This is a genomic window from Maritimibacter sp. 55A14 (genome assembly GCF_003122205.1).
Lineage (GTDB): Bacteria > Pseudomonadota > Alphaproteobacteria > Rhodobacterales > Rhodobacteraceae > QEYE01.
The window spans coordinates 1-17,040 of the sequence record NZ_QEYE01000035.1; the positions used below are offsets into that span (position 1 = coordinate 1).

The 17,040-nt window shown below is 65.7% G+C and carries 20 protein-coding genes, 2 tRNA genes and 1 pseudogene; 12 read left to right on the plus strand and 11 right to left on the minus strand.

Annotated elements, in window-relative coordinates; translation table 11 throughout:
• Positions 1 to 75 precede the first annotated feature (75 nt).
• The 6 genes and pseudogenes from DDZ14_RS19535 to lon all read right to left on the minus strand — a co-directional run bounded on the left by DDZ14_RS19535 (position 76) and on the right by lon (position 4,276).
• Entirely contained in the window at positions 76 to 606 is a 531-nt protein-coding gene (locus DDZ14_RS19535; protein WP_146193188.1) for a hypothetical protein, read from the minus strand.
• 78 nt (positions 607 to 684) lie between these two features.
• A pseudogene (locus tag DDZ14_RS20300) lies at positions 685 to 921 on the minus strand (DUF6538 domain-containing protein); the annotation flags it as partial.
• Positions 922 to 998: 77 nt separating this feature from the next.
• A tRNA-Val gene (locus tag DDZ14_RS18325) sits at positions 999 to 1,074 on the minus strand.
• 51 nt (positions 1,075 to 1,125) lie between these two features.
• A tRNA-Val gene (locus DDZ14_RS18330) sits at positions 1,126 to 1,200 on the minus strand.
• A gap of 13 nt (positions 1,201 to 1,213) precedes the next feature.
• Positions 1,214 to 1,705, minus strand: a complete 492-nt coding sequence (locus DDZ14_RS18335) for an HU family DNA-binding protein (protein WP_146193189.1) — start codon at positions 1,703 to 1,705, stop codon at positions 1,214 to 1,216.
• Positions 1,706 to 1,864: 159 nt separating this feature from the next.
• On the minus strand, positions 1,865 to 4,276 hold the full coding sequence (gene lon, locus DDZ14_RS18340) for an endopeptidase La (protein WP_109426431.1): 2,412 nt from the start codon (positions 4,274 to 4,276) through the stop codon (positions 1,865 to 1,867).
• Between the two features lie 287 nt (positions 4,277 to 4,563).
• Between lon and DDZ14_RS18345 the strand changes: the two genes are divergently transcribed.
• Positions 4,564 to 5,454: a hypothetical protein gene (locus tag DDZ14_RS18345; protein WP_109426432.1), complete on the plus strand. Its 891-nt coding sequence runs from the start codon at positions 4,564 to 4,566 to the stop codon at positions 5,452 to 5,454.
• Here DDZ14_RS18345 and tgt read toward each other — a convergent pair.
• On the minus strand, positions 5,451 to 6,581 hold the full coding sequence (gene tgt / locus DDZ14_RS18350) for a tRNA guanosine(34) transglycosylase Tgt (protein WP_109426433.1): 1,131 nt from the start codon (positions 6,579 to 6,581) through the stop codon (positions 5,451 to 5,453). The genes DDZ14_RS18345 and tgt overlap by 4 nt on opposite strands.
• Positions 6,582 to 6,741: 160 nt before the next feature.
• On the opposite strand from tgt, the gene DDZ14_RS18355 reads away from it, so the two are divergent.
• The 3 genes from DDZ14_RS18355 to tpiA all read left to right on the plus strand — a co-directional run bounded on the left by DDZ14_RS18355 (position 6,742) and on the right by tpiA (position 8,379).
• Positions 6,742 to 7,107, plus strand: a complete 366-nt coding sequence (locus tag DDZ14_RS18355; RefSeq protein ID WP_109426434.1) for an SUF system Fe-S cluster assembly protein — start codon at positions 6,742 to 6,744, stop codon at positions 7,105 to 7,107.
• Between the two features lie 56 nt (positions 7,108 to 7,163).
• Positions 7,164 to 7,550: an iron-sulfur cluster assembly accessory protein gene (locus tag DDZ14_RS18360; RefSeq protein ID WP_109426435.1), complete on the plus strand. Its 387-nt coding sequence runs from the start codon at positions 7,164 to 7,166 to the stop codon at positions 7,548 to 7,550.
• Between the two features lie 76 nt (positions 7,551 to 7,626).
• On the plus strand, positions 7,627 to 8,379 hold the full coding sequence (gene tpiA, locus DDZ14_RS18365; protein WP_109426436.1) for a triose-phosphate isomerase: 753 nt from the start codon (positions 7,627 to 7,629) through the stop codon (positions 8,377 to 8,379).
• A 12-nt stretch (positions 8,380 to 8,391) separates the two neighbouring features.
• On the opposite strand, the gene DDZ14_RS18370 is transcribed toward tpiA, so the two are convergent.
• Positions 8,392 to 8,853 (minus strand): Lrp/AsnC family transcriptional regulator, encoded by a 462-nt coding sequence (locus DDZ14_RS18370; RefSeq protein ID WP_109426437.1) that lies wholly within the window; start codon positions 8,851 to 8,853, stop codon positions 8,392 to 8,394.
• 139 nt (positions 8,854 to 8,992) lie between these two features.
• Between DDZ14_RS18370 and cobA the strand changes: the two genes are divergently transcribed.
• The 6 genes from cobA to DDZ14_RS18400 are packed head-to-tail and all read left to right on the plus strand — an operon-like array spanning position 8,993 to position 13,832.
• A complete protein-coding gene (gene cobA / locus DDZ14_RS18375) occupies positions 8,993 to 9,799 on the plus strand; it encodes a uroporphyrinogen-III C-methyltransferase (protein ID WP_199221375.1) in 807 nt (268 codons plus the stop codon).
• Positions 9,796 to 10,104, plus strand: coding sequence for a DUF2849 domain-containing protein (locus DDZ14_RS18380; protein WP_109426439.1), 309 nt, complete (start codon positions 9,796 to 9,798; stop codon positions 10,102 to 10,104). The genes cobA and DDZ14_RS18380 overlap by 4 nt, the downstream gene beginning before the upstream one ends.
• Positions 10,097 to 11,773 carry a nitrite/sulfite reductase gene (locus tag DDZ14_RS18385; protein ID WP_109426440.1) on the plus strand — a complete coding sequence of 559 codons (1,677 nt, stop codon included), beginning with the start codon at positions 10,097 to 10,099 and terminating at the stop codon, positions 11,771 to 11,773. Before DDZ14_RS18380 ends, DDZ14_RS18385 begins: the two co-directional genes overlap by 8 nt.
• A complete protein-coding gene (locus DDZ14_RS18390) occupies positions 11,763 to 12,515 on the plus strand; it encodes a phosphoadenylyl-sulfate reductase (protein WP_109426441.1) in 753 nt (250 codons plus the stop codon). Before DDZ14_RS18385 ends, DDZ14_RS18390 begins: the two co-directional genes overlap by 11 nt.
• Positions 12,515 to 12,958 carry a DUF934 domain-containing protein gene (locus DDZ14_RS18395; protein WP_109426442.1) on the plus strand — a complete coding sequence of 148 codons (444 nt, stop codon included), beginning with the start codon at positions 12,515 to 12,517 and terminating at the stop codon, positions 12,956 to 12,958. The genes DDZ14_RS18390 and DDZ14_RS18395 overlap by 1 nt, the downstream gene beginning before the upstream one ends.
• Positions 12,959 to 13,013: 55 nt before the next feature.
• Positions 13,014 to 13,832, plus strand: coding sequence for a ferredoxin--NADP reductase (locus DDZ14_RS18400; protein ID WP_109426443.1), 819 nt, complete (start codon positions 13,014 to 13,016; stop codon positions 13,830 to 13,832).
• 54 nt (positions 13,833 to 13,886) lie between these two features.
• Here DDZ14_RS18400 and DDZ14_RS18405 read toward each other — a convergent pair whose 3' ends face one another.
• The gene (locus DDZ14_RS18405) at positions 13,887 to 14,549 is read right to left on the minus strand and encodes a hypothetical protein (RefSeq protein WP_109426444.1); all 663 of its coding nucleotides are present in this window, start codon (positions 14,547 to 14,549) and stop codon (positions 13,887 to 13,889) included.
• Positions 14,550 to 14,648: 99 nt separating this feature from the next.
• On the opposite strand from DDZ14_RS18405, the gene DDZ14_RS18410 reads away from it, so the two are divergent.
• Entirely contained in the window at positions 14,649 to 15,404 is a 756-nt protein-coding gene (locus tag DDZ14_RS18410; RefSeq protein WP_109426448.1) for an endonuclease/exonuclease/phosphatase family protein, read from the plus strand.
• Here DDZ14_RS18410 and DDZ14_RS18415 read toward each other — a convergent pair.
• Positions 15,386 to 15,742, minus strand: coding sequence for a hypothetical protein (locus DDZ14_RS18415; protein ID WP_109426445.1), 357 nt, complete (start codon positions 15,740 to 15,742; stop codon positions 15,386 to 15,388). The two genes, DDZ14_RS18410 and DDZ14_RS18415, sit on opposite strands and share 19 nt — an antisense overlap.
• A gap of 299 nt (positions 15,743 to 16,041) precedes the next feature.
• On the opposite strand from DDZ14_RS18415, the gene DDZ14_RS18420 reads away from it, so the two are divergent.
• Positions 16,042 to 16,251 (plus strand): cold-shock protein, encoded by a 210-nt coding sequence (locus DDZ14_RS18420; RefSeq protein WP_109426446.1) that lies wholly within the window; start codon positions 16,042 to 16,044, stop codon positions 16,249 to 16,251.
• A 49-nt stretch (positions 16,252 to 16,300) separates the two neighbouring features.
• Here the strand turns inward: DDZ14_RS18420 and DDZ14_RS18425 are convergent, their stop codons facing one another.
• Positions 16,301 to 16,624, minus strand: coding sequence for an arsenate reductase family protein (locus DDZ14_RS18425; RefSeq protein WP_109426447.1), 324 nt, complete (start codon positions 16,622 to 16,624; stop codon positions 16,301 to 16,303).
• Positions 16,625 to 17,040 lie beyond the last annotated feature (416 nt).

The window sequence follows — 17,040 nt, forward strand, 5'->3', positions numbered from 1 at the left end:
CTGCAGGATCCCGACAATCTGTTCTTCGGTGAAACGTGATTTGCGCATCGTCTGTTCTCCTCGTCATTTTGAACGTTACGAGAACAAACTCTCATTTTGAATGGCCCGGTTTTTTGGGGGCAGGTCAACTCGTCGATACTTCTTCGCTGCCCCTACTGACATTGGCTTTGCATCCTTGCCCGCTGCGCGTCTATTGAACTCCTCGTCAATCACCTCGCCGAAGCTCAGACCTTCATCTGCTTCGCTTGCCTGTGCCTGTGGCTGTGGCATTGGTTGCCGTTTTGGGACGTAATCCGGGTACTTGTCAGTCTCGCCGCTCTCAGAGTAATCGCCGTACGCCTTGGATTCATTAATCCGACTTACTTCCTCCATCGCCGCAGCAACTTGCTCCAGCAACCGGCGTCGAGAGGTCGCATCGACAACTAAACCGCGACGCGCCAACGCTGCATCAGCTAGCCCTCCGAAACGCTCTTCCATCGCTGCAGCTTTGGTCCGTTCTGTGGGAACCACCAAAGGGTTGCTCCGGCCTGCCTGTGCCGCGCTATCGGCCCAAGCGGTGCGTTGCCAGAGTTTCGGATCGCCCGGCTCTTCGTCCAACAGCCGCAAGAAGCTCGCCCTAACCTCCCCAGCAAGCGCGACCGTATCCTTATGAGACAGCCGCACAGCGCCAGCCCTAAGTGTCTCCCAGTGCTGGTTGAGAGCCGCTAAAGCTACTGAAAAGCGCCTCTTTGCCTCGTTCCATTCCTTTGTTCTCAAGGACGCCTTGGCGTGTGTGGAGAGCCTGACGGAGCAAATGCGGTCGCCAACAGGCACGGATACTATAGTCCCTGCGGCTCGATCCAGCACGTCCTTAGGAACGTGTACGCGCAGATAGTAAGTCGATCCAATTAGGACAGGTTTCGGCATAGCGCATCTCATCATGTACCACCTCTATGTACCAGTTGAGGCGGCGCAGGTTCCTGCTTAACAGGGATTTGTGCGATATCAATGCGATGGAATGGTGGGTGATGAGAGACTCGAACTCCCGACATCTTCGGTGTAAACGAAGCGCTCTACCAACTGAGCTAATCACCCGCGCATCGCGGTGACGCGGCCCGCCGGGCGCCGGATGGCCGGGAGGGAAAATGGTGGGTGATGAGAGATTTGAACTCCCGACATCTTCGATGTGAACGAAGCGCTCTACCACTGAGCTAATCACCCATGGGCCGGGTATTTACCGCGCGCTTGCGGGCTTCGCAAGGGGGTCTGTGGCGGTCTTTTCGGGGGCTTCGTCCAGCTTCACGCGGCAAATCAGCACCTCGCCCTGACGGCCCTGCTTGGTCTTGATGTATTTGACCTTGCCGAGCGGCGAGATGTCGAGGTCGGCGCCCGCGGCGAGGGTCGCGCGCATCTCCACCAGCGCCGCGTCCAGAACCTTGCGCACCTCGTTGCGCCCCATGCCGGTGCCCGCCGTCACCCGGTCGAGCAACTCCTTGCGATCGAGCTTGGGCGGTTTCGCCGGTTTGGGCGTGAGCGTCGCCACCGCGGACACCGGGACCGGCTTGGCGGTCGGCGTGGGCGTGGGCGCCGGGGCCGCCGGGGCCGCCGGTTTCGACGCCGCGACCCGCTTGCGCGAGGCCGAGGCGCTTTTCGCCGCGGCGGACTTGCGCGGGGTTGCTGCGGTCTTGCGCGGGGTTGTCGCGGATTTGCCTGTCGGTCTGCTCACCATCTTGCCTGCCCTCGTTCTTGTACCTTTATGGGCAGACCATACACGAACCGGTCCCGGAATCACAAGATTTTCCCGTGAAATCCGCGCAAGACACAAGAAATGGGGCACCCCTTGCGGGATGCCCCATCGGTTCCTCTGGCCCGAACAGGCGGCCGGTCAGTGCGTCACGGTTCCCCGCGCCTTGTCGCCGGATTTCAGCGCGGCCTCGGCGGCGGCGGCTTCCTCGGCCGCCTCGTCCCATTCTATGGGCTCGGGCTTCCGCACCAGCGCGTATCCGAGCACGTCGCTCACATGCGACACCGGGATGATCTCCAGCCCCTCCTTGACGTTGTCGGGGATGTCGCGCAGGTCCTTCTCGTTCTCCTGCGGGATCAGCACCGTCTTGATGCCGCCCCGGAGTGCCGCGAGCAGCTTCTCCTTCAGCCCGCCGATCGGCAGCACGTTGCCGCGCAGCGTGACCTCGCCGGTCATGGCGATGTCCTTGCGCACCGGGATCTGGGTCAGCACCGAGACGATCGAGGTGACCATCGCGACCCCCGCCGAGGGTCCGTCCTTGGGCGTCGCGCCCTCGGGCACGTGGACGTGGATGTCCATAGTCTCGAATTTCGGCGGCTTGACCCCGATCTCGGGCGCTATCGAGCGAACGAAGCTCGACGCCGCGTCGATCGATTCCTTCATCACGTCGCCCAGCTTGCCGGTGGTCTTCATCCGGCCCTTGCCCGGCAGCCGCAGCGCCTCGATATTGAGCAACTCGCCCCCCACCGAGGTCCAGGCGAGCCCCGTGACCATGCCGATCTGGTCTTCCTGCTCGGCCAGGCCGTAGCGGAAGCGCGGCACGCCCAGAAAGTCCTCCAGATTGTCGGCGGTGATCTTCACGTGATCGGTCTTCTTCTTGACGATCTCCGTCACCGCCTTGCGGCAGAGCTTGGCCAGTTCGCGCTCCAGGTTCCGCACCCCGGCCTCGCGCGTGTAGGTGCGGATGATCCGGTTAAGCGCCTCGTCCGTCAGCTCGAACTCCGCCGGTTTCAGGCCGTGGCCCTTGAGCTGCTTGGAGAGCAGGTGCTGGCGCGCGATCTCGCGCTTCTCGTCCTCGGTGTAGCCCGCCAGGCTGATGATCTCCATCCGGTCCAGCAGCGGGCTGGGCATGTTGTAGGAGTTCGCCGTGGTCAGAAACATCACATTGGAGAGGTCGTATTCCACCTCCAGGTAATGGTCCGAGAAGGTCGAGTTCTGCTCGGGGTCCAGAACCTCCAGCATCGCGCTGGCCGGGTCGCCCCGGAAATCCTGGCCCATCTTGTCGATCTCGTCGAGCAGGATCAGCGGGTTCGTGGTCTTGGCCTTCTTCATCGACTGGATGATCTTGCCGGGCATCGAGCCGATGTAAGTGCGCCGATGGCCGCGGATCTCGCTCTCGTCGCGCACGCCGCCCAGGCTGATGCGGATGAACTCGCGCCCCGTGGCGCGCGCCACCGATTTTCCCAGCGATGTCTTGCCCACGCCCGGCGGCCCCACAAGGCACAGGATCGGCCCCTTGAGCTTCTTCGACCGGCTCTGCACCGCCAGATACTCGACGATCCGCTCCTTGACCTTCTCGAGGCCATAATGGTCGTCATCGAGGATCTTCTCGGCCCGCGACAGGTCCTTTTTCACGCGCGACTTCACGCCCCACGGGATGGACAGCATCCAGTCGAGATAGTTGCGCACCACGGTCGCCTCAGCCGACATCGGGCTCATGTTCTTGAGCTTCTTGATCTCGGCCTCGGCCTTGTCGCGCGCCTCCTTGCTGAGCTTCGTCTCGGCGATCCGCTCCTCCAACTCGGCGATCTCGCCGGCGCCGTCCTCGCCATCGCCCAGCTCCTTCTGAATGGCCTTCATCTGCTCATTCAGGTAGTATTCGCGCTGGGTGCGCTCCATCTGGTTCTTGACGCGGCTCTTGATCTTCTTCTCGACCTGCAGCACCGACATTTCCGACTGCATCAGGCCATAGACCTTCTCCAATCGTTCGGCGACCGAAAGCGTCTCCAGCAGTTCCTGCTTCTGCTGCACCTCGACGCCCAGATGGCCCGACACGGTATCGGCCAGCTTCGCGGGGTTGCGCGTCTCCGACACTGCCGAGAGCGCCTCCTCCGGAACGTTCTTCTTGACCTTGGCGTAGCGCTCGAACTCCGCCGAGACGGAACGCACCAGCGCCTCCAGGAGCGACTCTTCGCCGGGCTCTTCCTCCAACTCCAGCGCGGCCGCTTCGAAGAACTCCTCGCGGTCGGTGAATTCGGTAATGCGTACCCGCCTCTGGCCCTCCACCAGCACTTTCACGGTGCCGTCGGGCAGCTTGAGCAACTGCAGCACATTGGCCAGCACGCCGATGCGGTAGATACCGTCCGACGTGGGATCGTCGACGCTGGGGTCGATCTGGCTCGACAGCAGGATCTGCTTGTCGTCCTTCATCACCTCTTCCAGCGCCCGGACCGATTTCTCGCGCCCCACGAAAAGCGGGACGATCATGTGCGGGAACACCACGATGTCGCGCAGCGGCAGGACGGGATAGGTCGTGTTCACAGGGTTTTCCATAAATCATCCTTGGTCTTGGCAGGGATATCCGGCCCCGGTTCGCCCAGCAGCCGCGAACCCCTCCGGTTTCGCTCGATAGAAGTGGGGCCGATGCGACATTCCGTCAAGCCGCCGGCGCCTTCCGTTCGCCTCTGTGCCCCATCATGCCTGCCCCCTTCCGGCACGGCAAGACGCGTTCTCACACGTCCGTGACGATGGGCGCGTCCCAAGTGACATTGTTTCCGCAGAATTGCCCCAATTTGGCCAAACCGGGCCGCAAATCTGCACCCTGGATAGTGGAGGGTACCATGCTGCGTCGCGTTTTCAGGCAAAGACGGCGGATTCTGTTCGGCGCGACCCTGCTCGTGATGGCGATGCTGATCGCCGATCGCAGCCAGCCCGGCGCGATGTCGGTCTTCGACACGCTGCCGCCGCTCGATCGGGTGCTGCTCGTCTCCACCATCCTGGCACTGGTCAGCGGCATCCTGGCGCTCTTCATCGCGCTGCTGCCGGGGCTGCGAATGCTGGTGGAGGTCAGCGCCATCGCCGCCCTTGCGCAGGCGGTGCTGATCAAGGTCCTGCCGACCGACCTGGTCCACCTGATCTGGGGCACGGGCTTTGCCAACCTGGCGCTGGTCACGCTCTTCCTGGCCACCTACATGCTTCTATACGGCAGCGTCTCCGACTACCTGCCGCGCTGGTTCCGCTGCAACACCCGCCACATCTTCAGAACCCCTGCCGAGCCCGAGACGGTCTGGCGGCGCATCGTGCCCGACCGCGCGCATCTCGACACGTTCTGGACCGGCACGCTGCAGACTGTGCGGATCGACCGCGAGGAGGACGACACCGTGCATGCCGAGTTCACCCTCGGCGGCGGGATGACGGAACACCAGTCGATCACCTTTCTCGACCGGCGCGCACCGCATTTTTGCTGCTACTATTTCTTCTGCGACGCCGAGGGGACCAATGCCGATTTCTCAGAAGGTTCCTACGCCGCACGCATCGGTGAGCTGGAAAGCGGCGGATGCGAGGTGGAGATGACCCTCAAGCGCGACGCGATGCGCCTGCGCATGGCGCTCATGATGTGGTTCGACGATGCGCTGGGCGACCAGTGCGACGCGATCCGCGCCAGCCTGGGCGAAGGCGAGGACTGGTCGGTGGTTGGCCATTTCAACCGCCAGATCCGCGGCATGGCCTAGATCGGCTCCAGATCGCCCGCAGCCCGCCGGGCGTGGAACTCCGCTTCGAATTCCGGCAGCCGGCCCGCCGAGATGGCCGCGCGCAGCTCCGCCATCAGCTCCTGGTAATAGTGCAGGTTGTGCCAGGTCAGCAGCATCGCGCTGATGATCTCTCCGGCGCGGAAGACATGGTGCAGATAGGCGCGGCTGTAGCCGGTACAGGCCGGGCAGCCGCAATCGGGGTCGAGCGGGCGCGGATCGTCCTGGTGGCGGGCGTTCTTGATATTGACCACCCCCCTGCGGGTGAAGGCCTGCCCCGTCCGGCCGGACCGCGACGGCAGCACGCAGTCGAACATGTCCACGCCGCGCGCCACCGCGCCCACGATGTCGTCGGGCTTGCCCACCCCCATCAGGTAGCGCGGCCGGTCCTCGGGCAGCAGGTCCGGCGCATAGTCAAGCACCCCGAACATCGCCGCCTGCCCCTCGCCCACCGCCAGCCCGCCGATGGCATAGCCGTCGAACCCGATCCGGCCCAGCGCCTCGGCGCTCTCCTCGCGCAGCGCGCGCGTGACCCCGCCCTGCATGATCCCGAAAAGCGCATGGCCCGGCCGATCGCCGAAGGCGTCCCGCGACCGCGCCGCCCAGCGCATCGACAACCGCATGCTGGCGGCCACTTGCGCCCCCTCCGCCGGCAACGCGGGGCATTCGTCGAAGCACATCACGATGTCGGAGCCCAGGAGCCGCTGGATCTCCATGGACCGCTCCGGCGTCAGGTGATGTTTCGAGCCGTCGATATGGCTGCGGAACGTCACCCCCTCCTCGGTCAGCTTGCGCAGATCCGAAAGGCTCATCACCTGGAAGCCACCGCTGTCGGTCAGGATCGGCCGCTCCCAGTTCATGAACCGATGCAGCCCCCCCAGCCGCGCCACCCGCTCCGCGCCGGGGCGCAGCATCAGGTGATAGGTATTGCCCAGCAGGATATCGGCCCCGGTCGCCGCCACGCTTTCGGGCAGCATCGCCTTGACCGTGGCCGCGGTGCCCACCGGCATGAAGGCGGGCGTGCGGATCTCGCCCCTCGGCGTGCGGATCACGCCCGCCCGCGCCGCGCCGCAGGCCGCCTGCCGCTCGAATATGAAACGCTGCGTCATGGCGTCCTCTTAGACGCCCGCCGCGGGGCTGAAAAGCCCGGCTTTCTTCTTGCCCCAAATATCCTCGCCAAAGGCGAATACCCGGCCCGCCGCGCAAGACGCGCTCTGGACGGAGCGCGGCGTAAATCCTATATGTTTTATCGGAATAGCGAGGACAGACATGACCCTTGATGCTTCACAGCCGCTCGAAGGTACGCCCCTGATCAAGCCGTCGAGCACGGATCACCCGCTCTACGACACCATCGTGGAAGCCTGTCGGGCCGTCTATGATCCCGAGATCCCTGTGAATATCTACGATCTCGGCCTGATCTACACCATCGAGATCGGCGACGAGGGCGATGTGGTGATCGTGATGACCCTGACGGCGCCCGGCTGCCCCGTCGCGGGCGAGATGCCGGGCTGGGTGGCCGACGCGGTGGAACCGCTGCAAGGCGTCAGGACCGTCTCGGTGGAGCTCGTCTGGGATCCGCCCTGGGGCATGGACATGATGTCCGACGAGGCCCGGCTGGAACTGGGGTTCATGTAACAGACGCAAGGCCGGCCCGGCGCCCGTTTGGAGGCGCCCCGGCCAAGGAGACAGCGATGTTCGGCATACCGGGCAAGCAAGCCCTGACCATAACAGACGCCGCCGCGCGGCAGATCGCCCGCCTGATGGCGCAAACCGGCAGTGCCGGGCTGCGCATCGGCGTGAAGAAAGGCGGCTGCGCGGGCATGGAATACACCATGGACCATGTCGACGCGGCGAACCCCAATGACGAGGTGGTGGAACAGGACGGCGCCCGCGTGATGATCGCGCCGATGGCGCAGATGTTCCTCTTCGGCACCGAGATCGACTATCAGACATCGCTGCTGGAAGCCGGGTTCCGCTTCAACAACCCCAACGTGGCCGAGGCGTGCGGCTGCGGCGAATCGATCAAGTTCCACGATGTCGAGGAGCTTTCGGCCGGGCGCGACACGCCGCAGGGCTGATCCCACCTCCCGCCATCTTTCCCTTTAGCGTACAATCGGCTATCGCTCATCGAAGGACCGGTAGCGGAGGATCGTGATGCGGCGGAAACTGGCGGCGGGAAACTGGAAGATGAACGGCACCGGCGAGAGCCTGGCCGAGGTCGACCGCCTGCTGCGCGCCCTGCCCGATCCCTGCTGCGAGGTGCTGATCTGCCCGCCCGCGACGCTCCTGCACCGGATGGCCGCGCGGCTGGAGGGCGCCACCGTCGCGCTCGGCGGGCAGACCTGCCATGCCGCGACCTGCGGCGCCCATACCGGCGACATCTCGGCCGCGATGCTGGCCGATGCCGGGGCGAGCCATGTGATCCTGGGCCATTCCGAGCGCCGCGCCGAGCATGGCGAGAGCGATCTCGACATCCGCGCCATGACCGAAGCGGCCTGGGACGCCGGGCTCGCGGCCATCGTCTGCGTGGGCGAGACCGACGCCGAGCGCGAGGCGGTCAACACGCTCGACATCGTCGGCGGGCAGATGGCCAGTTCGATCCCGGACGCGGTGACCGGCGAGAACCTGATCGTGGCCTATGAGCCGGTCTGGGCGATCGGCACCGGGCGCACCCCGAGCCTCGACGAGATCGGCGAGGTCCACGATTTCATCCGCGCTCGTCTGGAGCGGCGCTTCGGCCCCGGCGTGGGCCGCTCGGTGCGCATCCTCTATGGCGGCTCGATGAAGCCCGGCAATGCCGCCGAGATCGCCGCGGTTTCCAATGTCGATGGCGGGCTGATCGGCGGCGCGTCGCTGACTGCGGACGATTTCGCCGGCATCATCCGGGCGCTTTCGGCCGGGGCCTGAACCGCCCGTGCCTCAAACCGGCAGTTCGGTGGTTGATTTCAACTCCTCCATCGACAGCAGCGCCGTGACGTTGAAGATCCGCACTTCCGAGATCAGCACCTGGTAGAAATCGTCATAGGCGCGCGCATTGGCCACACGGACCTTCAGGATATAGTCGATATCCCCCGCAAGACGGTGGGCCTCCAGCACTTCGGGGCGTTCTTTCAAGGCCTTGAGGAACCGCGCCTGCCAGTCGGCCTCGTGCTCGGAGGTGCGGATCAGCACGAAGAAACAAGCCTCGAATCCAAGCTTCTCGGGGTCCAGCAGAACGGTCTGCTTGCCGATGATGCCGGCCTCGCGCATCTTGCGTATCCGGTTCCAGACCGGGGTCTTGGACGAGCCCGCCTTGCGGGCGATTTCGTCCAGCGACTGGCTGGCGTCGGATTGCAGTTCCGCAAGGATTTTCCGGTCTATCGCATCGAACTGGACGGCCATTCCGGCACCTCCCTGGATATGGAACAAAGGTTTTCCGAGTCGCAGGCATACAGGCCAAAGTTCTTATTTTCCAGTGGTGATGGAAAGAATACGGGAAAATATCCTATATACCGAGGAACAAGCAAACAGAGTCCCCACCATGTCCAAGACCCGCGACCACAACAACAGCCTTGCCCGCCGCACAGCGCCCGGCCATGTCGCGCTCGTGGGTGCGGGCCCCGGCGACCCGGAGCTTCTGACGCTGCGCGCGCTGCGCGCGCTGGAACGCGCCGATGTTATCGTCCACGACCGGCTGGTCGGTCCGGGCGTTCTGGCGCTGGCCGGCCCCGGCGCGGAGATCATCGAGGCCGGCAAGCAGGGCTTCGGCCCGTCCTGGAAGCAAGACGACATCAACGCGCTGCTGGTTGCGCGGGCCCTGGCCGGGGCGCAGGTGGTGCGGCTCAAATCCGGCGATCCCGGCGTCTTCGCCCGTCTCGACGAGGAAATCGAGGCGCTGGAAGCGGCCGGCGTGCGCTGGTCCATCGTCCCCGGCATCACCTCGGCCAGCGCCGCCGCCGCGGGGATGGGCCAATCGCTGACGCGGCGCGGCCGCAATGGCGAACTGCGCCTGATCACCGGGCACGACATGAAAGGCTATGCCGAACAGGACTGGCGCGCACTGGCGCGTCCCGGTGCAGTCGCCGCGATCTATATGGGCAAGCGCGCCGCTCGTTTCCTGCAGGGCCGGCTGATGATGCATGGCGCGGACCCGCACACGCCCGTGACTGTGGTCGAGAATGCCAGCCGCCCCGACGAGCACCGGGCGCCCGCGACGCTGGCCACGCTGACCGACAAGCTGGCCGCGGTGGAGATGACGGGCCCCGCCATCCTGCTGCTGGGGCTCGCGCCGCGCGACGCGGCCGCCCTGCCCGCCCCCGTCGCCACGCCCAAGGAGCTGACCTCATGAGCCGCAAGTTCACCCCCAAGGTCGTCACCGCCAATGATCTGGTGGAGGGCGATGTCGTCTACCTGACCGAAGCAGGCGCCTGGACGCGCCGCCACGCCGCGGCCGAGCTGATCGAGGACGAGGCGCGCGCCGCCGACCGTCTGGCCCTGGCCGAGGCGCAGACCGGCACCGTCGTCGGCGCCTACCTGGCCGATGCGCGCCCCGGTCCGCACGGCCCCGAGCCGGTGCATTTCCGCGAAGCTTTCCGTTCGCGCGGGCCGTCCAACTATTTCCACGGCAAACAGGCGGAGGCCGCCAATGTATAAGTATTCGGACTTCGACGAAGCCTTCGTGCGCAGCCGCGTGGCGCAGTTCCGCGCCCAGGTCGCGCGCCGGCTCGACGGCTCGCTGACCGAGGACGAGTTCAAGCCGCTGCGCCTGATGAACGGGCTCTATCTGCAACTGCATGCCTATATGCTGCGGGTGGCCATCCCCTACGGCACGCTCTCCAGCCGGCAGATGGACCGCCTGGCCGACATCGCCGACCGCTGGGACCGCGGCTATGGTCATTTCACCACCCGGCAGAACATCCAGTACAACTGGCCCAAGCTGCCGGACGTGCCGGACATGCTGGAGGCGCTGGCCGACGTGCAGATGCACGCGATCCAGACATCGGGCAACACGATCCGCAACGTCACCGCCGACCATTTCGCCGGTGCGGCCGCCGACGAGATTGCCGATCCGCGCCCGGTGGCCGAGCTGATCCGGCAATGGTCCACCGACCATCCGGAGTTCCAGTTCCTGCCGCGCAAGTTCAAGATCGCCATTACCGGCAGCCCCAACGACCGCGCCGTGACCCGCGCCCATGACATCGGGCTCAGGATGGTCGAGCGCGACGGCGTGCCGGGCTTCGAGGTGGTCGTGGGCGGCGGATTGGGCCGCACCCCGATGATCGGCCAGGTGATCCGCGATTTCCTGCCGCGTGAGGACCTGCTGCCCTATCTCGAAGCCATCGTCAGCGTCTACAACCTGCTGGGACGGCGCGACAACAAGTACAAGGCGCGCATCAAGATCACCGTGCACGAGCACGGGATCGAGGCGATCCGCGAAAAGGTCGAGGCCCGTTTCGCGGAGCTGCGCGGCGGATTCGACGGGGTCGATCAGACCTGGCTGGCCGAAATCGAGAACGCCTTCGCCGCGCCCGCCTTCCGCGATGCCGATCCGGCGCCATATCTGGACGCGCGCAATGCCGATCCGGTCTTCCGCGCGTGGTCCGACACCAATGTCGCCGCGCACCGGCATCCGGGTTACGGAATCGTGTCGATCTCGCTCAAGGCGCATGGCGCGACGCCCGGCGACGCCAGCTCGGCGCAGATGCGCGTGATGGCCGATCTGGCGCGCCGCTACGGCCATGACGAGTTGCGCGTGAGCCATGAGCAGAACATCATCCTGCCGCATGTGGCCCTGGCCGACATCCCCGCCGTCCATGCCGAACTGCGGCAGGCGGGGCTCGCCACCGCGAATATCGGGCTCGTCTCCGACATCATCGCCTGCCCCGGCATGGACTATTGCGCGCTGGCCACAGCGCGGTCCATCCCCGTGGCGCAACAGATCGCCGAACGCTTTGCCGAGTTGAAGACCGAGCACGAGATCGGCCCGCTGAAGATCAAGATCTCGGGCTGCATCAATGCCTGCGGCCACCACCATGTCGGCCATATCGGCATTCTCGGGCTCGACCGCGCCGGGGTGGAGAACTACCAGATCACGCTCGGCGGCGACGGCACCGAGGCCGCTGCCATCGGCGAGCGCGCCGGACCCGGTTTTGCCTATGACCAGATCGTGCCCGCCATCGAGCGGCTGATCGGCGCCTATCTGGAGCATCGCGAGAGCCCGGAGGAAACCTTCCTGGAGACCTACCGCCGGCTGGGCATGGCCCCGTTCAAGGCCGCGCTCTACCCCGAAGACGCCAAGAAGGAGACAGCCCGTGCCGCTTGAAGCCCCCTTGGCTCCGGTCGCCGAACGCGTCTCGGAGCTCAACACCCGCTATCGAAGCCACGCCGCGACCTCGGTGCTGGAACACGCGCTGTCCGACCCGCAGGTGGGCGAGATCGCGCTGGTTTCCAGTTTCGGCGCGGAATCCGTAGTTTTGTTACACATGATCTCTATCATGGATCGCACAACGCCCGTGCTTTTCATCGATACCGAGATGCTGTTCGAAGAAACGCTTCAATATCAGGCAGAACTGGCCGACACGCTGGGCCTTGCCGACGTTCGCGTGATTCGCCCCGACCGCGAGGCGATCTTCGCCGAGGACACCGACGGCCTGCTGCACCAGCGCGATCCCGATGCCTGCTGCGCGCTGCGCAAGACGCGGCCGCTCCAGCAGGCGCTGCGCGGCTTCGATGCCTGGATCACCGGACGCAAGCGCTTCCAGGGCGCCGCGCGAGAGACGCTGGATTTCTTCGAGGACGAGGTCGGCGAACGGATCAAGGTGAACCCGCTGGCGCATTGGGCCAAGGCCGACCTGCAGGACTATATCGACAACAACAAGCTGCCGCGCCACCCGCTGGTGCGTCAGGGTTACCCGTCGATCGGCTGCCGCCCCTGCACCACGCGCGTCGCGCCGGGCGAGGACGAGCGTTCCGGACGCTGGCGCGGCCGGGACAAGGAGGAATGCGGAATTCACTTCGTGGACGGCAAGCTCGTCCGCGGTCCGCTCGTGAAAGGAGCCGCCTGATGTGCGTGATCGTGACCGATACCGGCTTTGCGCCGGAGGACTGGACGCATGGTTTCCTGCCGCTGGAAGCCTGGGATGCGGGTGAAGGCCGCGACCTGCCCGCGCTGGCGCTGAGCCTGCCGCCGGACATGGATGCCGATCTGCTCTCGGGCCTCGTCACGGTGCCCGACCTGATCCGCATCTTTTTCCCCAGCTTCGCCGACGGGCGCGGCTTCACCCTGGGCCGCCGGCTGCGCGATCTGGGATTCCAGGGGCGGATGCGCGCCGCGGGCCATGTGCTGGCCGACCAATACGCGATGGCGCGCCGCGCCGGCTTTGACGAGGTAGAGATCAGCGACGAACTGGCCGCGCGCCAGCCCGAGGATCATTGGCTCTTCCGCGCCAAATGGCGGGCGGGCGACTATCAGTCGCGCCTGCGTGGTGTTGCACACGCCTCCGCCTGACCCCATAAACCATTTAAACTCAGGGACGCGCCGCAGTCGCGGGCGCGCATAAGACATGACCAAACAGGCCCAAGTGAAAACCGAAACCGCCAAACCCGTGCCGACCCTGCCCGATGCCCAGACCGTGACCGCGGTCCAGCACTGGACGGACAGGCTTTTCTCCTTCCGGGTGACGCGCCCGCAATCGCTGCGTTTCCGGTCCGGCGAATTCGTGATGATCGGGCTGATGGGCGACAACGGCAAGCCGTTGCTGCGCGCCTATTCCATCGCCTCGCCCGCCTGGGACGACGAGCTGGAGTTCTATTCGATCAAGGTCCAGGACGGACCGCTGACTTCGAAGCTCCAGCATATCCAGCCCGGCGACCAGATCATCCTGCGCCCCAAGCCCGTGGGCACGCTGGTGCATGACGCGCTGTTGCCGGGCAAGCGGCTCTGGTTTTTCGCCACCGGCACGGGGATCGCGCCCTTCGCCTCGCTGATCCGCGAGCCGCAGACCTACGAGGATTACGACCAGATCGTCCTGACCCATACCTGCCGCGACGTGGCCGAACTGGAATACGGCCGCCGCCTCGTGGCCAGCCTGAAGGACGATCCGCTGATCGGCGAGATGGTGGGCGACAAGCTGACCTACTATCCCACCACCACGCGCGAGGAGAGCCCGAAGATGGGCCGCATCACGACGCTCATCAAGGACGGCACGCTCTTTTCCGATTTGGGGATCGAGGATTTCGGCCCCGAGACCGACCGCGCGATGGTTTGCGGCTCGATCGGGCTGAATAATGATCTGAAGGAAATCCTCGAAGCGTTCGGACTGCGCGAAGGCGCCAATTCAGATCCGGCCGAATATGTGGTCGAGAAGGCTTTCGTGGGCTGACGGCCCGACCGACGCAAGAGATTTCAAGGGCGGCGCCGGACGGGGCCGCCCGTTTCATTTGCGGCGCCCGCGCCGGACCCGACTGCGATATTTGGCGTAGAAACCGGAATTGAGACGGATGAAATCGTCGAAAAGCGCGCGCACCCCGCCCGGCGCCTTGCCCTTCAGATAGACGAAGCCCGCAAACGCGGCCAGCGCGCCGCCGACCAGGTCCATGATCAGGTCCCCCATCGTGTCCAACAGGCCGGATTTCTGCATGTTCAGCCGGAAACTCCGGTCCATGGTGAACTCGAATATTTCCCACACCGCGCCGATGGTGACCGCCACGCAGAGCGACAGGAAGGCGATAGCCCATGGCGGCGCCGCGTAACGATCACCCTCGAACAGCATGAAAACAAGAAGAAATCCCAGAAGCCCGAAGCCGATGGCGGAACTGAAATGCAGCACCAAGTCCCACCACCAGTAACGTCCGTAGAAATCGAACGCCTCGCCCAGGAAGATCGTGGCGAAGGTGAACGCGACGATGGCCACCATGAAGCTGACCGGCAGCTTGATATCCAGCCGCTCTACCGCCAGCGCGGGCAGGCAACTCACAACCAGGGTAACCGCCGCGACGAAGGCCACCGGCCAGCGCCCGTCGATCAGCGCCCAGATGATCGCCACCCCCAGCGTTGCCCAGATGGCATAGACGATGCGGCTTTGCGCACGGAAATCCATGCTGCCAATCTAGGTTGCACGGCCCTCCCGCACAATCGTCGGGGCACGGGCCGTGGCGATTTTGCATCCGGCGCGAAAAACCCCCATATATGAGGCATGATGGAGAACCGGACCGCAGCCGCCCGCCCGATCCGCGTGGCAAGCTACAACATTCGCAAATGCGTGGGGCTCGACGGGCGCCGCGATCCGCTGCGCGTGCTGTCTGCGATCTCGGCGCTGGACGCCGATGTCGTGGCCTTGCAGGAGGCCGACAGGCGCCTTGGGCCGCGACCCACGGCCCTGCCCCGCCGCCTGATCGAGGCGGAGACGGATTTCGAGCCGGTGATGCTGCCGGGCAGCGGCGTGTCGCTGGGGTGGCACGGGAACGCGGTGCTGGTGCGCAAGGGCGCGGCGGTCAGCCGGGTGCGTCCGATCACCCTGCCGGGGCTGGAGCCGCGGGGCGCGCTCCAGGTGGAACTGGAGGCAGGCGGTGCGACGCTGCGCCTCGTGGCCACCCATCTGGGGCTGATGCGCCGGCACCGCCGCGCCCAGCTTGCCGCGCTGACCGGGGGGCTGGCCGAACTCGCGCCCTGCGCCACCGCGATCCTGGGCGATTTCAACGAATGGTCGGCGGGCCGCGGGCTGGAGGCGCTGACGCCCGGCTTCGCGGTCCACGCGCCGGGGCGCAGCTTCCATGCCGCACGGCCCATCGCCGCGCTGGACCGGATCGCGACCTGCGGACGGCTGGAGATGCACGATGCCGGGGTGCGCGAGGACGCGCTGACACGCCGCGCCTCCGATCATCTGCCGGTCTGGGCCGATCTGGAATTCAGGACGCCCGGTCAGCCGGTTGCGGCTCAGGCTTCATCCGGCTGACGTGCTGCCAAGGCCAGCAGCCCGCCGAGCCCCGCCATGGCGATGGGGAACATCGTGAAGACCCCGAAGCCGAAGCCCCAGTACATCCCCGCCGCCGAGACCAGCAACAGCGCCCCCGCGATCACGTTGCGCGACCGCGCCATCGCGCCGCCGGCCACCGCCAGGACCGGCGCGATCAGCGAGACCGCGCGCACACGCTCGACATTCTCGACCTGCCGGGCCACGTCCGGGATCTCGCCGAACCAGGCGATGAACTCGGTATAGCCATAGCCGAAGAATCCGACGATCATCCCCCAGATCCCGGCGATCACGCCCAGCATCAGCGCCGCGTTGCGCATGGATAGCCCTCCGATTGCTCCGGCCTACCTAGACTCCGGCCTATCTAGACATTGCCGCGGCGCTGCACAACCTGCCCCGGAACCGGGCGCGGCGCGGCGGCCTTCGGCGGAACCCGGCGCGCCCGCACACGCCGCCATTGATTTTTCACCGAAAATGGGGGACGCTTTCCGCTGCGTGAAGACAGACTTTCTGCGTCCGACCGTTTCCTGTTTCAGGCCATCGGCAAGACCTGAATACGCTGCGACACGAAAGACCCGCGGGCATGGTGCGCGCGGCAGACGAAGAAGGAAATGGTCAAATGCCGACCGGAAAAGTGAAATGGTTCAACACCACCAAGGGCTACGGATTCATCGCACCCGATGACGGGGGCAAGGATGTCTTCGTGCATATCTCCGCCGTGGAACGCGCCGGGCTGACCGGGCTGCGCGACAATCAGGCGGTCTCGTTCGAGATGGAGCAGGGCCGCGACGGGCGCTCCGCCGCGGGCGATCTCAAGCCGCTCGACTGACGCCCCCGCAAGGGTGACACGGACCGGCCCGGCGCGTCCGGGCCGGTTTTCATATGAGCGCGGCCTGCACCTCGGCGTCCCAGCCCAGCCAGAGCCGCCCGTCATCGCGGATCACCGGACGCTTCATCAGCGCGGGATGCGCGGCGATCTGCGCCTCGGGCTCGGACTGTTTCATCCAGTCGTTCAGGCCCCGCCATGTCGTCGAGTTGCGGTTCACCAGCCGGTCGCCGAACTCGGCCAGTAACTCGGCCAGTTCGGCCTCGCTCAGCGGTTCGGCGCGGATGTCGCGAAAGGTGACGTCATGGCCCGCGCCTTCGAGCGCGCGGCGGGCTTTCTTGCAGGTGTCGCAGGTCGGCAGACCGTAGAGGATCATGGCACGGCTCCGGTTTGTCTGGCCCCCTCATGCGCTTTCGCGTGGGGCTTGGCAAGCGGTCAGGGCAGCGCTCTGACCCACCGGGATCATGCGCCGCGCATCGAGCAGGGCGCCGCGCCCGGCCCGAGGGGGTGAGGCCCGTCCGGGAAACCGTCCAGTGGACGGTTTCAGGTCCGAACGCGCGAAGCGCAGGGGGCGCCACCGCGCCCGCCCCATGGGGGCGGGTCGGGCGCGGCCCGGTGTGGAGCACCGGGCGAAAGTAACCCAAAATCCGAGCAGGAGGCCCGTACTAGGGTCAGGACCCATTGATTTCAGCCGAGCATCGTGATTCACCGCCTGAAAACAGAGCGGTGACATGTCTGATCTTTACTGGCTGAGCGACGCGCAGATGGCGCGTCTGGAACCCTATTTTCCGA